We start from the raw sequence: 15523 nt of genomic DNA, 5'->3' as shown, positions 1-15523 counted from the left end.
TAGTAATAGAAATATACTATTAATGCGATATAATTAAATAGTGATATACTATAATTAAAATTCCAATTAAATGTGTTATACTATTACTAAAATATGATTCAGACAGAATAGGTATGTTCCTAGGTGGTGCCTTGCTTTTTGTGACACCTAAGCAGGAAAACCTACTTTTTTGCAAATAAAGGGGAAAAGGAAGGTTATTATGAGCAACAGACAAACTAGAACAGACATTATCTTAATTGGTGCCGGAGTCATGAGCGCGACTTTGGGATCATTACTAAAAGAATTAGCACCGGAATGGGAAATCAAAGTATTTGAGAAATTAGAAAAAGCAGGCGAAGAAAGCTCTAATGAATGGAATAATGCGGGTACGGGACATGCTGCATTATGTGAACTTAACTATACATCTGAGAAAGCTGACGGATCTGTAGATATTAGTAAGGCAATAAATATAAATGAACAGTTTCAACTATCAAGACAGTTTTGGTCTTATCTTGTAAATAGCAATTTGATTCGTAATCCACAAGACTTCATCATGCCAATCCCTCATATGAGTTTAGTACAAGGTGAAGAGAATGTGGAATTTTTAAAGAAACGTTTTGAAGCGCTTTCTAAAAATCCTTTATTTAAAGGAATGGAATACTCAGAAGACGCTGAAAAGCTAAAAGAATGGATCCCGCTAATCATGGAAGGACGCACATCTAATGAAGCAATAGCGGCAACAAAAATAGACTCTGGAACGGACGTTAACTTTGGAGCTTTAACACGTATGATGTTTGAGCACTTAGAAAGCAATAATGTTGAGATAAACTATAAACATAGTGTTGAGGACATTAAACGTACTAGCGATGGCTCTTGGGGTGTAAAGGTTAATAATCTTAACACCGGTAAAACAGAATACCACACTGCAAAATTTGTTTTTATCGGAAGTGGGGGAGCAAGTCTACCTTTACTACAAAAAACTGGTATTCCTGAGTCAAAGCATATCGGAGGATTCCCAGTTAGTGGACTTTTCTTAGTATGTAACAACCCAGAAATTGCTGAACAACACCATGCAAAAGTCTATGGTAAAGCCAAAGTTGGTGCTCCACCGATGTCTGTACCACATCTTGATACAAGATATATTGATAATAAAAAGTCATTATTATTTGGACCGTTTGCTGGGTTCTCACCAAAGTTCTTAAAGACTGGTTCAAATTTAGATTTAATTAGTTCTGTTAAACCAAATAATGTAATGACGATGCTAGCAGCCGGCGTTAAAGAAATGGCATTAACGAAGTATTTAATTCAACAAGTATTACTATCAAATGAAAAGCGCATCGAAGAATTACGTGAGTTTATTCCGAACGCTAAGAGCGAAGATTGGGATATCGTCGTTGCTGGTCAACGTGTACAAGTTATTAAAGACACGGCGGCTGGTAAAGGCACGCTCCAATTTGGTACTGAAGTTGTTAGTGCACAAGATGGAACAATTGCTGCATTGCTTGGAGCTTCACCTGGTGCTTCAACTGCTGTTCATGTAATGCTTGAAGTATTAGAAAAATGCTTCCCGCAGCATATGATTGAGTGGGTACCTAAAATTAAAGAAATGATTCCTTCATTTGGCATTTCATTAGAAGACAACCGAGAGCTTTTAGAAGAAATTCAAGCTTCAACATCAAAAACGCTAGGGCTAATCCAAAAAGAATTGGTTTATAGCTAATTATTAAAATAACTAGGAACCTTTAATGGACATTGATTAGAGGTTCTTTTTTTGTTATTTAGAAGCCAGTTCATAGAAAAATGATGAAATATGTCGATTTAAATTTTCGGAAAATTTCTAAAAAGGGGTTCAGGATTTAAAAAAGAGGTGATATACTACATACAACTGGTAATGACATCATTACTAATAAGTTGTTTTGAAGGATAACAGGGGGTGTTAGAATTTTTATATGAGGGGCAAACAATATATTTGTAAGCCTTTACATAATAACTGGTAATAACATCATGACAACACTTGAATTCCAAGGGACGTCTTTTGAAAGAAATTTTTAGTTTAAAAGGCTACTAAATTTTTAAGAGAGAGAAGGGGAACGGGATGAAAAAATGGCTTATTATGCTTTTAACTTTAGCTTTAGGACTACTAGGTTTAGCTGGATGTGGCAGTGATAGTACATCTGGTGATGCGAAAGATGGAAAAGTTGAAATTACTTATGGTTTTTGGGATAAAAAACAAGTACCTGCAATTAATGAAATTATAAAATTATTTCAAGAGAAAAATCCCGATATTAAAGTAAAAACTGAACTTACACCATATGCACAATACTTTCAAAAGCTAGAAACAGCAGCAACTGGCGGAGCATTACCTGATGTTTTATGGATGAATGGACCACATGTGGTTCAATATGCGGAAGGTAAAGTAATTGTCCCTCTTAGCGACTTAGCTTCAAAAGATAACTACAGCCTGGATAATTATCCTAAGTCACTAATCAATCTTTACACTGTCGATGGTAGTTTATATGGTATCCCAAAGGATTTTGATACAACGGGATTATGGTATAACAAAAAGATTTTTGATGAAGCGGGCGTTCCATATCCAGACGATACTTGGGACTGGAATAAATTAAAAGAGGTTGCCAAGAAACTTACGAATAAAGATAAAGGAATTTATGGATTTGCTGCCTTGATGGGTAACCAAGGTGGATACTATGACTTCATTTGGCAAAATGGTGGACATATTACTTCTGATGATGGCAAGTCTGTCGGATTTGATCAACCTGAAGCAATTGAAGCACTTAAATATAATATTAGTTTCATTAAAGATGGCTTATCTCCAACTCAAGCTCAAATGACAGAAACAGCACCTTCGGAGTTATTCTCTTCTGGAAAGATTGCAATGATGTTTGATGGTCCATGGATGGTACCCGAATATAAGAAAAATCCTGACCTAAATGTAGCAGTTGTACCTAAAGGAAAACAGCGCGCTGTTTCTATACATGGTTTAGCTAACGTGATCGCAGCAAACACGAAGCATAAGGATGCTGCTTGGAAATTTGTTCAATTCTTAGGTTCTAAAGAAGCGGCGGAAGTATACGCAAAAACAGGCACAGTAATTCCTGCTTATAATGGTACGCAAGATGCTTGGTTAAAGGCTGTACCGACATTGAATCTTCAAGCTTTTATTGATGGGGTGGACTATTCAGTTCCATTACCAAGTGTAAAAAACACAGGAGAAATCTGGCAGTATGAAACAGATATCTTGAAAAAGGCTTGGAGTAATGAAGAGAGTGTTGAAGACGCTGCAAAAGAGTTAACAAAGAAAGCGGACGAGGCTCTATCTAAGAACTAGAAAAAATGAAGAGAAGAAGCTCTAGTCATACGAAACTTACTTCTTCTCTTTATTTCCTTAAAAGGAGTGAATACAGTGAAGGAAATGCCTCTACAAGTTGAAATGAAATCAAAAAGTAAGTTAAGGGCACCAAACTTAACAAAGACAAAGAAACGTTCAGACTATTTTTGGGCGTATTTAATGATCGCTCCTACAATGATTGGTTTAGCAATTTTCTACCTATGGCCAATCATTCAAACGATTTACTTTAGTTTTACTGAATGGGGAGCTTTTGGACAATATGAGTGGACTGGATTAGCTAATTATAAACAAATGCTACATGATTCTAACCTGTTGCAGTCCTTTAAGAATACGGGAATCTATATTCTATTTACAGTTCCAATCGGTATTTTCTTATCGATTCTAATAGCCGTTCTCTTGAACCAAAAAATTAAAGGAAAATCTGTTTATCGCACATTGTATTTTTTACCCGTTATTACGATGCCAGCAGCAATCGCTATGGTTTGGAGATGGCTATATAATTCCGACTTTGGACTTTTAAATTATCTCTTATCCATCTTTGGAATTAAAGGTCCGCACTGGGTCAGTGATCCAAAGATTGCATTATATTCTATAATTGTTGTAGCAATTTGGAGCGGACTTGGCTATAACATGGTTATTTTTCTTTCTGGACTCCAAGGAATTCCAAAAACATATTACGAAGCAGCGGAGATTGATGGTGCTGGACCAATCAGGGTCTTCTTTAAAATAACACTGCCGTTACTTTCCCCAGTTATATTCTTCGTAACAATCATGTCCTTTATTGGGGCATTCCAAGTGTTTGATTTAATTTTTATGATGATTGGAAAAAGCAGTACAGCTTTGGAAAGTACTCAATCAATTGTGTACTTATTTTACCAGCATGCATTCGTGTTAAATGATAAAGGCTATGCAGCCGCAATCGCAGTTTTATTATTAATTATTATTTTAATCATTACAGCGATTCAAATGATTTTACAAAAGAAATGGGTTCATTATGATTGAAGGAGGAGTAACCATTGGAAAAAACGAGACAACTTGTTTCTAGTAAAACAATTCTAATCCATTTAATTCTAATTATCGGCTCATTGGCGATGGTCTTCCCTTTCATATGGATGATCCTCACTTCATTAAAAACTTATGCTGAGTCGATTCATGTACCACCTGTTTTCATTCCAAAGAACTTTCAATGGGTGAATTATAAAGATGTATTTGATTTACTACCATTTTTTAAATTCATGTTTAACACACTAATTATCACTGTCATTCGTACTGGTGGACAATTACTTTTATGTTCTTTAGCAGCCTACGCTTTTGCAAGAATTGAATTTCCAGGGAGAAATTTTCTTTTCTTAATCGCTTTATCGGTTTTAATGGTACCAGGACAGGTGTTTTTATTACCACAATATATGATCATGGTTAAATTAGGATGGCTAAATACATTACAAGCAGTAGTAGTTCCAGGTTTATTTAGCGCTTTTGGTACGTTTTTACTACGTCAATTTTTTATGGGCTTACCTAAGGAATTGGAAGAAGCGGCTAGACTAGACGGTTGTAATCATTTTCAAATTTATTGGAGAATTATGCTTCCTTTAGCTAAGCCAGGTTTAGTTGCTTTAGGTATTTTTACAACATTGTGGAGCTGGAATGAATTAATGTGGCCTATGATTGTTAATAGCTCTCCAGATACAATGACATTATCAGTCGGTTTATCTTCTTTACAAGGTCAATACTTAACGAATTATCCAGTTTTAATGGCAGGATCATTTTTAGCAATTTTACCAATGCTTATTTTATTTATGATTTTGCAAAAACAGTTTATTGAAGGAATTGCAATTACAGGAAGTAAATAAAAACTTTAAGAGGGTTGGAGGAAACTGATTATGAAAGCAGCATTAATAGGTGCAGGAAGTAGAGGATTTTATGCGTATGGGTCATATGCCCTACAGTATCCACATGAAGTTCAATTTATTGCTGTAGCTGAACCTAATAAAGAAAAAAGAGAAAAATTTGCAGAGGCACATAATATACCTGAGAACATGAGATTTGAGGATTGGACTGAACTGTTAGAAAAAGAACAATTATGTGAAGCTCTTTTAATTTGTAGTCCAGACCGTGACCATTACAAGCCAGTCATGCAAGCAATTGAAAAAGGTTATAGTATTTTGTTAGAAAAACCAATGTCACCAAAGCCAATTGAGACATTGGAAATAGCTGAAGCAGCAAAAAAACATAATACATTATTAACAGTTTGCCATGTTATGAGATATGCACCATTTTATCAAGCATTAAAGGAAGTAGTTGAGCGAAAGGCGATTGGAGACATCGTTTCGATCCAATGGAATGAGAATGTTGGATACTTCCACCAAGCCCACAGTTTTGTACGTGGTAATTGGAGAAATTCAGCTGAATCAAGCTCGATGCTTTTACAAAAAAGCTGTCATGATATGGATATGCTTGCATGGTTAATTGGAACAGAGTGTAAGAGTGTTTCTTCATACGGAAGTTTAACTTACTTTAAAAAGGAAAATGCTCCAGAAGGTTCATCATACCGCTGTTTGGATGGGTGTAAGGTTGAAAAAGAATGCGCGTACTCTGCGGCAAAATGGTATTTACATGATCGAGATGTTTGGCCAGCAAACGTTATATCGGCAAATACTAGTCTTGAAAGTAGATTAAAAGCCATCCAAGACGGTCCATACGGACGCTGTGTATATCATTGTGATAATGATGTTGTAGACCATCAAGTAGTTAATTTATTATTTGAAAATGATGTAACAGTTGCATTCACAATGACTGCTTTTACAAATGAAACCTTCCGTAACTTTAAACTTATGGGAACAAAAGGCGAAATTATTGGAAATGATACTAAAAATGAAATCGAAATTAACTATTTTTCAGGTAAAAAAGAATTAATCAGACCTTCGACAGTTGATGGTGGTCATATGGGGGCTGATACAAGTATCATGGAGGATTTCATACAATGCGTAAAGAACAAGGATCATGGAAGCTTAACTTCTGCTATCGTATCAGCTAAAAGTCATATGATTGCTTATGCAGCAGAGGAGTCGAGAGTTTCTGGAACAATGATTTCTTTAAAAGAATATATGCAAAATATAAAAATGACAAAAGAGGAAGCTTTGTAGAAAAATCTATTGCGACATAATGTGGTAACTTTTTCAATATTATGTATAATATATGTATATTTAACTGGTTATGACAAAGATACCACCTAAAGGAGCTAATCATGGTTGAAAAAGATTCACGACTTCCTCTTTATTATCAATTAATGGATATTTTATTAGAAAAAATCGAATCAGGTGAGCTGGCAGAAAATGATCAGCTACCATCTGAACGAGAATTATGTGATACGTATCAAGTTAGCCGTACAACTGTAAGACAGACAATGCAGGAGCTTGAAAAACAAGGTTATATTTATAAACTACATGGCAAGGGGACATTTGTTTCGCAAAGGACGTATAACCAAAGTCTTGTAAAATTTTATAGTTTTACAGAGGAAATGAAAAAAGCAGGGAAGACCCCTACTACAGCTGTCGTTTCTTTTGAAAAAGTCAACTGTAGTAGTAAAGTTGCAAAGGTCATGAATATACCGGTCGAAGAAGAAGTATTTAAGATTGTTCGGTTAAGGCTTGCAGACGAGGAACCAATGTTATATGAAACCTCTTATGTACCAGTACAGGATTTTAAAAATCTTTCAAGTGAAGAATTGCAACATACGCCAATGTATGAAATCTTTCGAACTCAGTACAATGTGAACATTTCTAGTGCTTTAGAAAGCTTTATGGCAGTAAGTGCAAATAAAGTAGAATCCGATATGTTGAAGATGATTGAGGGTGCACCATGCCTAAAGCTAAAGCGAATTACTTATGATCAAAACAAAGTAATTGAGTATACGATTTCGATTGCTAGAGGAGATAAATTCACTTACACGGTAGAGTTAAAATAGATACTTGAGTATCTATTTTAACTCTACTGGTAATGATGACATTAACAGTATGGTAGGAGGAAAAAGGATGGAACTTTTAAAGGCAAGTGAACATGAAAGAATGAATGTTGGTGCAAGTAACACAGCAAAAGAAATTGCCCAGCAACCTAGATTGTGGAATGAAACAAAAGAACTCATTTTATTTAATAGAGATAAAATTTTTTCATTTTTAAAGAGCATTGAAAATAAACACGATCAATTACGCATTATTTTAACCGGTGCGGGAACATCCGCATTTGTCGGTGACACCGTTCTTCCTTATTTAAAACAAATTGTTAACAGCAAAAAAATAATAGTTGAAAGTATTGCTACAACAAATATTGTTTCCAATCCCTATTCTTATTTAGATAAGAGCCTTCCAACAATTATGATTTCCTTTGCACGTTCAGGAAATAGCCCAGAAAGTTTAGCTGCTATCAACTTAGGTGAACAAGTTATTGACGATTTTTATGGCATTATTTTTACTTGTAATCAAGATGGCCTATTAGCCCAAAAGAAGAAAAATGATACAAATCACTTAGTCATTTATATGCCAGAGGAAGCGAATGATCAAGGGTTCGCGATGACGAGTAGCTTTACGACTATGCTCCTTTCATCGATCCTTCTCTTCAATATCGAACAGATTCATACATGGGAGAATACGCTTGATGAATTGATTCGCACAGGTCATTCAATTATTAGTGATAGCGAAGAAAGTATTAAACAACTAGCTAATTCATCCTTTCAAAAAGTTGTCTATTTAGGATCGGGAGTATTTGAAGGATTAGCGAGAGAAGCATCTTTAAAATTATTAGAGTTAACTGGAGGGTCAATCCCGATTACCTTTGATACTTCATTAGGTTTTAGACATGGACCTAAGTCAATTTTGGATAAGGATACAGTCGTTATTATCTTTCTATCTAGCAACCCATATACAAGGCAATATGACGTAGACATTTTAGAAGAAATCTATAAGGAAACGAATCGTGGAAAAGTCATAGCAATTTCATCATCATCGGATTATGTAGCCGAATCCTATAGTGACATTTTCTATAATGTAGGACTTCCAAAAATTAATGAAGATATTCTTCTTACCTTCCCATTTATTTTATATGCGCAAACTTTTGCTATGTACAAATCTATTAATCTCGGTTTTTCACCAGATAATCCATCTCCATTAGGAGTAGTAAACAGAGTTGTTAAAGGTGTAAAAATTCATGCCTATGCTAATGAACTAAAAAATGGAGGAGATTTTTCATGATAACTTCAAGAAGTGCGATTCTCTCAGATGCCCAGTCTAAAGGCTATGCTGTACCAGCATTCAATATTCATAACATGGAAACGATGAAAACCGTTTTAGAAACAGCACAAGAGCTAAGGTCACCGGTTATGATTGCAGTGACTCCTAGTACGGTTAGTTATATGGGACAGGAATTTTTTATTAACATGATGGAAGCTGCTAAAAAAAGCTACGATATTCCAATTTGTTTTCATTTAGACCATCATGAAAAAGTGGAAGATATAAAAGTTTTAATAGAAAGTGGAATTCCTTCAGTTATGATTGATGCATCGCACCATGACTTTGAGGAAAATATTCGAATCGTACGTGAGGTAGTAGAATATGCTTCATCGTTTGGAGTCGCAGTGGAGGCAGAGCTTGGGCGTCTTAGCGGGATAGAAGATGACTTAGAAATAGATGAAAAGGATCAAATCTATACGAATCCAGCACAGGCTAAGGAGTTTGTTTTTAGAACAGGCATAGATTCATTAGCTGTTGCTATCGGTACTGCACACGGTCTATATAAAGGTGAACCTAAATTAGATATTGAACGTCTAGGCGCAATTCAAAGAGAAGTCGATATCCCTTTAGTTCTTCACGGAGCATCAGGTTTATCTGATGAATTAGTACAAACAACGATAAAAAATGGAATTTGCAAAGTTAATATCGCTACTGAATTAAAGATGGCGTTTGTGAAAGGATTGCGTCAATATTTGAATGAACAACCAGATGCTAATGATCCTAGATATTATTTTAAATATGCTGTGCAAGAAATGAAAATGGTAGTAGCTGATAAGATTAAAATGTGCGGTAGCATGAATCGAGGATAGAAAAATGATTGCTACGATAACAATAAATCCAGCAATTGATATTCGATATAATCTTCCTGCCTTTCATTTGGATGAAGTAAACCGTGTTCAATCCGTAGATAAAACTGCCGGCGGAAAAGGACTAAATGTTTCACGCGTCTTGTGTCAGCTCGAGGCTACAGTTACTTGTACCGGATTTTTGGGTGGGAAAAGTGGTGAGTGGATCGCCGAACAGCTTTCAATTTGGAGTTTAGAAAATCAATTTGTAAAGATAAAAGGTGAGACAAGATTTTGTCTAGCAATCGAATCAAAAGAAGGGCATACAGAAATTCTTGAACAAGGACCTGAAATATTGGAGAATGAAAGAGAAGAATTTTTGAAAAATTTCGATATTATTTTGGGTTCGAATCAATATATTGTAGCTTCTGGTAGTTTACCAACTGGAATTGATTCTAATTTCTATAGGGAACTAATAGAAAAAACAAATCAAAAAGGCAAATACTTTCTATTAGATTCAAGTGGAGAGTCATTAGCAAACGGCATTAAAGGGAAACCATTTTTAATAAAGCCAAATAAAGAAGAGTTATGCAAGTTAATAGGGTTAAATGACGTTTCGCTAGAGGATATGATTAATCACAGTTTAGAAATTTGCCGAAAGGGTACTAAATTCGTCTTACTTTCTCTAGGAAAAGAAGGTGCCCTTTTAATAAGCGAAAACAAAATACTAAAAGCTATTATTCCCACTTTGACAAATGTTCATCAAGTTGGATCGGGTGATAGCATGCTTGCTGGTTTTACATTTGCACATTCTAAAGGTTATCTCATTGAAGATGTTTTCAAGTGGTCATGTGCCTGCGGAATGTCAAATGCTGCGTCAGAGCGGACCGGTTCTATTGAATTATCACAAGTTCAGCATTTCTTTAATCAAATTAAGGTGGAGGAATTAGTAGGGGGGAAGGAATGGAATATGTAGTTTGCTTTGATATTGGAGGTACATTCATCAAATATGGATTAATAAATCGTAATGGTCAATTAGCTTTCAAAGATAAAGTACCGACTCCTATAAGTAATATAAAAAGGCTGCTTCCTGATCTTTTAGCCGAGAAAATAAAAAGTCTCCAAAATGACTTTTCAATTGTAGGAATTGGAATCTCCTCATGCGGACTCGTTAATCATGAAACTGGTGAAATTTTATTCTCTAATAATATACCTGGCTACACAGGAATGAAGCTAGCAGAAATACTTTCCGATTTATTTAATTTACCGGTTAGTGTCGAGAATGATGTAAAGAGTGCTTGCTTAGGAGAAATGTGGAAGGGTGCCATTCAAGGGAAACAGAATGTAGTGTTTTTAACGTTAGGAACTGGAATTGGAAGTACGATTATTGTAGATGGGAAGATCTTGAGTGGTACACATCATTTAGCTGGAGAATTAGGTCATACTGTAATCGTTAGCGGTGGCCGTTCTTGCGGGTGTGGTCGTAGAGGCTGTTTTGAACGATACGCCGCTACATCAGCCTTCGTAAATGACTTTATTGAGGAAAAAAAGAAAGAAGGCATAACTGTAGAGAATATCTCAGGAGAAGAAATACTAGCTTTAGTTGAGGAAGGGGACTCGGTTGCATCAACCGTTTATCAAAAATTTATATGCCACATTAGTGTGGGTTTATCAAATATTGTCCATCTTCTAAACCCGGAAGCCATTATAATCGGTGGAGGAATTGTTGAGCAAGGAGACAAGTTTATACAAGACATTAACTCTGAGATTAAAAAAGAAATTATGTCGATTTATAATCAAGATACCATCGCGTATGCTTCAATTCTTGGAAACGATGCAGGATTGTATGGAGCATGTTATATGACTTTAAAAAAATTAAACTACTTAAAGGTATAATAGATCGAGTTGACAGGCAACATTCTGCATAGTGTTGCCTTTTGTTCTTACTTAACGTAATGACATGGGGGGAGCTAAGTGAAGGCAATCAAGGCTGGAAAAATTTATACACCTGAGAAAGCATTTGATAATGGATATATAGTAATTGAAAATGGAAAAATTAGTAAAGTTACACAGAATAGACCTTCTTGTGAGATTTTAGATTTTTCAAGCTTTGAGGCTATTCCTGGCATGATTGATCTACATATTCACGGACTTTCAGGAAATGACACGATGGATTGTAGTGTCCATGCTTTGCAAGAAATATCTTTGTCGCTTGCACGCCATGGCGTTACAGGCTTTTTACCGACTACACTGACAGATGATTTTGAAAAAATTAAAAAAGCAATCGTGAATGTAAGTGAAGTAATAGGTCATACAGGCGGTGCAGAAATAATTGGCTCTTATGTTGAGGGTCCGTATATTACAAGCGAACACCGCGGTGCGCATCCTGTAAAGTATATGCGTGAGCTAAATATGGATGAGTTAACTGAGTTAATAAAAATTTCAAAACGTACAATTAAAGTCATTACAATTGCTCCAGAAAAGGAACATGCCCAGGAAGCTGTTAAATATTTAACGGAAAATGATATTCATGTATCGATGGGGCATACAAATGCCGATTACGATACAACAAACAACGCTATCGAAAATGGAGCAATGATCTCAGTTCATACGTTTAACGGTATGAGGGGATTTAATCACCGTGATCCGGGATGTCTAGGTGCCGTTTTAACAAATGATCATTGCTATTGTGAATGTATAGCTGACTTACAGCATGTCCATCCTGGAGCAATCAAACTCCTATACAAAACAAAAGGGAAAGATCGGATCATTTTAATAAGCGATTCAATGGCAGCTGCAGATTTACCAGATGGGGATTATACGCTTGGCTCATTAGAAGTTATAGTGGAAAATAAAATTGCCAGAACGGTGGAAACCGGTTCTTTAGCAGGTAGTACAACTAATTTAATGGAATGTTTAAGAAATATTAAAAAGGTACTAGAGTTACCTTTAGAAGATCTTTTGCCAATGGTAAGTCTAAACCAAGCAAAATTACTTAAAATTGACACTGAGGTTGGAAGCATAGAGCCAGGAAAAAAAGCAAATATTGTTTTAATTGATCGCAAATTCAATGTTATAGCGACGATTGTAAACGGAAATTTTGTCTATGAAAATGATGAACAAGAATGAAAAGTAAAAGTGGGTTTGAATAAAGTTTTACAGAAGTAGCAAATTAAAGGATGTATTGAAGAAGTTAATATAAAAGATTAATTGACCTTACTTTAAGTGGACATATTGTCATTTTTAGAGGGTCTTTTTAGTGAATATGGGCAATGTAACTGATTAATTGAGACGAAATAATGATGATTTTAAATGAGGACTATTGCTTAAAGTAAAAAAACGTGGTAGATTAATACAGTATATATAATTAATTTTAAGATACAGGTCATATTTTCCCTATCTTAATTTTACTATACAAATCCTCTTAAGTCAACCCCCATTTTTATCTTTTAAAAGGAGTGTATGATATGAATACCGAACTTCAAAAAGAACAAGAAAGAGTAAATGATGTATTAGAAATTATCACTGATCGAATCAGCAGTGTAACAGACGAAACAACTCAACGTAAAAACGAAGTAATTAACGTTCGTAAAAACTTTTGGGATGAAGTTAAAATTAATACAGATAGTTTTGATGACTATCTAGAGACAATTATTAGTTTAAGACAACAGGCGCAATACTTAGCAATTGGTCAAATAAACCATAAGCAAGCTTCCAATCGCTTATCTGCTCTACGCCGAATGAAAGACGTACCGTACTTCGGTCGAATTGATTTCAAAGAAGATGGTGTTCCTGAAACGGAAAAAGTTTATGTCGGCGTTTCAACCTTAATGGATGATACTGGAGAAAATATTTTAATTTACGATTGGAGAGCACCAGTTTCGAGTGTTTATTATGATTACCCACCAGGTCCGGCTGAATATGATACACCAGGTGGTAAAATAAGTGGCGTATTAGACCAAAAATGGCAGTACATTATTCGTAATGGTGTCATTGAATCAATGTTTGATACTAGCCTTACAATAGGGGACGAAATTTTGCAGCATGTGCTTGGCAAAGGAACAAACAAGCATATGAGAAGTATAGTAGCCAGTATTCAAAAAGAGCAAAATCAGATTATACGTTATGACAAAGGTCGATTGCTAATTGTTCAAGGTGCAGCGGGCAGTGGAAAGACATCTGCAGCTTTACAGAGGATTGCTTATTTACTTTATAAGTATAGAAATTGGATAAAGGCTGATCAAATAATTTTATTTTCACCTAATGCAATGTTTAATAATTATGTATCAAGAGTTTTGCCTGAACTAGGCGAAGAAAATATGCAACAAGTCACATTCCAAGAATACTTAGTGCATAGGCTCAGCGATGCTTTCCAAGTTGAGGATAATTACGAACAATTAGAATACGTTTTAACAGCTATGGATGATCCTTCTTATAAGACAAGAACTGCGAGTATCCGATTCAAAGCTTCAACTCATTTTTTCGAGACTATTAAAGCGTATAGACAATCTTTAGAATCGTCTGGAATGGTTTTTCGAGGATTTAAATTCAGAGGAAAATCAGTCGTTACGGCTAAGCAAATTTCTGAAAGATTTTATAGCACCGATACGTCTTTTAAATTTAACAACAGACTTGAGAAATTAACTGAGTGGTTGAACAAAATAATAAATGATACAGAAAAAGCTGAATTGAAAAAAACATGGGTACAAGATGAAATTGAATTGCTTAGTAAAGATGATTATCAAAAAGCATATAAATTTTTACAGAAAAAGCGTGGCTCCACAGAGGACTCATTTGATGATTATGAACAAGAAACTAGGATCTTAAGTAAAATGATTGTACGTAAAAAGCTAAAGCCACTTCGTGAGTGGGTTAAAGCATTACGTTTCATTGACATAAAGGGCGTTTATAAACAGTTATTTTCTGACCCGGCTCAAATTGAGCAATGGATTAAAGGGAATACGCCAAAAGAGTGGGAAGATATTTGTCAGTTAACATTAAAGATGTTAGATGAAGGCAAATTGTTTTATGAAGATGCTACACCGTATTTACTTTTGAAAGAATTGATTCAAGGTTTTCAATCGAATGTTTCAATTAAATTTGTGCTTGTAGATGAAGCACAAGATTATTCTCCGTTTCAATTCGAGTTTTTGAAGCGCTTGTTTCCAGCAGCAAAAATGACAGTACTCGGTGACTTCAATCAAGCTATTTTTGCACATGCCAGCGAAATGGGAGATTTTAATGTTCTGAAAGATTTATACGGGCCGGATGAAACGAATGTCATAAATCTGACTCGTAGTTATAGATCAACTGAACCGATTGTAGAGTTTACTCGAAAACTCATACCAGGAGGAAATCTAATTAATGCATTTGAACGTTCTGGAGAAAAGCCAGTATTAACACAGCTATCAAATCGAGATGATCTGCACAGCCAAATTGCTTCTAAAATTGAGGAATTAAAAAACAGTGACTTTAATACAATCGCAGTTATATGTAAATCGACTGAAGAAAGCATAGATGCATATGAAGCGTTAAAAGAAATAGAAGGAATTAAGCTTGTGAAGAGAAACTCAGTTGAATATGAACAAGGTGTAGTTATTATTCCTGCATATTTGGCAAAAGGAATTGAATTCGATGCCGTTATTATTTATGATGCATCGGCTCAAGTATATGGAGATGAGCGTCTGAGAAGATTATTCTACACTGCATGTACAAGAGCAATGCATCAATTACATTTATATAGCTTAGGTGAGGCGACCACTTTTTTAAGTGGGGTTTCTTCCGATTTACTACTAAATCAAACGATTGTGCATGATTAACTAAAATAGAGCTACCCCATCAGTCATGCTATTTGACGGATGGGCGCTCCTTTTTTAATTGAACAGTTATACCTCTAACTCTCGTCCTTATTTTCAATTGTCCTACACACATTTGCGGCCCATCTAAAGACCCGCAACTAAAATTTTCTACCACTTTTACTTTTAATTGAATCGATTTTAAATTGACTCTATTTTTAGGACTTCTTTATTAAAATTCAAAAACACTCTTAAAGAAACTTTTACATTATAGTTCATACTTAATTCACAATTTATCGATATATTCATTTTGTA

Annotated in this window: 12 protein-coding genes; all 12 read left to right on the top strand. The window is 35.1% G+C overall.

Annotated features, from left to right (window positions below):
- The first annotated feature begins 199 nt into the window (after positions 1-199).
- The 12 genes from ACFCYN_RS01965 to helD all read left to right on the top strand — a co-directional run bounded on the left by ACFCYN_RS01965 (position 200) and on the right by helD (position 15232).
- Positions 200-1699 carry a malate:quinone oxidoreductase gene (locus ACFCYN_RS01965; RefSeq protein ID WP_172446541.1) on the top strand — a complete coding sequence of 500 codons (1500 nt, stop codon included), beginning with the start codon at positions 200-202 and terminating at the stop codon, positions 1697-1699.
- A gap of 375 nt (positions 1700-2074) precedes the next feature.
- Positions 2075-3325, top strand: a complete 1251-nt coding sequence (locus ACFCYN_RS01960) for an ABC transporter substrate-binding protein (RefSeq protein WP_172446540.1) — start codon at positions 2075-2077, stop codon at positions 3323-3325.
- An 84-nt stretch (positions 3326-3409) separates the two neighbouring features.
- Positions 3410-4348, top strand: coding sequence for a carbohydrate ABC transporter permease (locus ACFCYN_RS01955; protein WP_375947221.1), 939 nt, complete (start codon positions 3410-3412; stop codon positions 4346-4348).
- 89 nt (positions 4349-4437) lie between these two features.
- Entirely contained in the window at positions 4438-5196 is a 759-nt protein-coding gene (locus ACFCYN_RS01950) for a carbohydrate ABC transporter permease (protein ID WP_172447747.1), read from the top strand.
- 27 nt (positions 5197-5223) lie between these two features.
- Positions 5224-6489, top strand: coding sequence for a Gfo/Idh/MocA family protein (locus ACFCYN_RS01945; protein ID WP_172447746.1), 1266 nt, complete (start codon positions 5224-5226; stop codon positions 6487-6489).
- Between the two features lie 101 nt (positions 6490-6590).
- Positions 6591-7310, top strand: a complete 720-nt coding sequence (locus ACFCYN_RS01940) for a GntR family transcriptional regulator (RefSeq protein WP_375947177.1) — start codon at positions 6591-6593, stop codon at positions 7308-7310.
- Positions 7311-7377: 67 nt separating this feature from the next.
- A complete protein-coding gene (locus ACFCYN_RS01935) occupies positions 7378-8589 on the top strand; it encodes an SIS domain-containing protein (protein WP_375947175.1) in 1212 nt (403 codons plus the stop codon).
- Positions 8586-9437, top strand: a complete 852-nt coding sequence (gene gatY, locus ACFCYN_RS01930; protein ID WP_375947174.1) for a tagatose-bisphosphate aldolase subunit GatY — start codon at positions 8586-8588, stop codon at positions 9435-9437. The genes ACFCYN_RS01935 and gatY overlap by 4 nt, the downstream gene beginning before the upstream one ends.
- Positions 9438-9441: 4 nt before the next feature.
- Positions 9442-10389, top strand: coding sequence for a 1-phosphofructokinase family hexose kinase (locus tag ACFCYN_RS01925; RefSeq protein WP_375947172.1), 948 nt, complete (start codon positions 9442-9444; stop codon positions 10387-10389).
- Positions 10377-11309 carry an ROK family protein gene (locus ACFCYN_RS01920; RefSeq protein WP_375947170.1) on the top strand — a complete coding sequence of 311 codons (933 nt, stop codon included), beginning with the start codon at positions 10377-10379 and terminating at the stop codon, positions 11307-11309. Before ACFCYN_RS01925 ends, ACFCYN_RS01920 begins: the two co-directional genes overlap by 13 nt.
- Before the next feature lie 78 nt (positions 11310-11387).
- Positions 11388-12542, top strand: coding sequence for an N-acetylglucosamine-6-phosphate deacetylase (gene nagA, locus ACFCYN_RS01915; protein WP_375947168.1), 1155 nt, complete (start codon positions 11388-11390; stop codon positions 12540-12542).
- A 338-nt stretch (positions 12543-12880) separates the two neighbouring features.
- Positions 12881-15232 (top strand): RNA polymerase recycling motor HelD, encoded by a 2352-nt coding sequence (gene helD / locus ACFCYN_RS01910; protein ID WP_375947166.1) that lies wholly within the window; start codon positions 12881-12883, stop codon positions 15230-15232.
- Positions 15233-15523: the final 291 nt, after the last annotated feature.

This window comes from Gottfriedia sp. NPDC056225 (genome assembly GCF_042267765.1).
GTDB lineage: Bacteria > Bacillota > Bacilli > Bacillales > Bacillaceae_G > Gottfriedia.
The sequence above is the reverse complement of the archived record's forward strand: the minus strand, read 5'-3'. Positions and strand labels throughout refer to the sequence as shown.

Coding starts and splice junctions, on each gene's coding strand:
- helD (WP_375947166.1), top strand. CDS start 12,881: ATGAATACCGAACTTCAAAAAGAACAAGAAAGAGTAAATGATGTATTA.
- ACFCYN_RS01960 (WP_172446540.1), top strand. CDS start 2,075: ATGAAAAAATGGCTTATTATGCTTTTAACTTTAGCTTTAGGACTACTA.
- ACFCYN_RS01965 (WP_172446541.1), top strand. CDS start 200: ATGAGCAACAGACAAACTAGAACAGACATTATCTTAATTGGTGCCGGA.
- ACFCYN_RS01920 (WP_375947170.1), top strand. CDS start 10,377: ATGGAATATGTAGTTTGCTTTGATATTGGAGGTACATTCATCAAATAT.
- ACFCYN_RS01940 (WP_375947177.1), top strand. CDS start 6,591: ATGGTTGAAAAAGATTCACGACTTCCTCTTTATTATCAATTAATGGAT.
- ACFCYN_RS01950 (WP_172447747.1), top strand. CDS start 4,438: ATGGTCTTCCCTTTCATATGGATGATCCTCACTTCATTAAAAACTTAT.
- gatY (WP_375947174.1), top strand. CDS start 8,586: ATGATAACTTCAAGAAGTGCGATTCTCTCAGATGCCCAGTCTAAAGGC.
- ACFCYN_RS01935 (WP_375947175.1), top strand. CDS start 7,378: ATGGAACTTTTAAAGGCAAGTGAACATGAAAGAATGAATGTTGGTGCA.
- ACFCYN_RS01955 (WP_375947221.1), top strand. CDS start 3,410: ATGCCTCTACAAGTTGAAATGAAATCAAAAAGTAAGTTAAGGGCACCA.
- ACFCYN_RS01925 (WP_375947172.1), top strand. CDS start 9,442: ATGATTGCTACGATAACAATAAATCCAGCAATTGATATTCGATATAAT.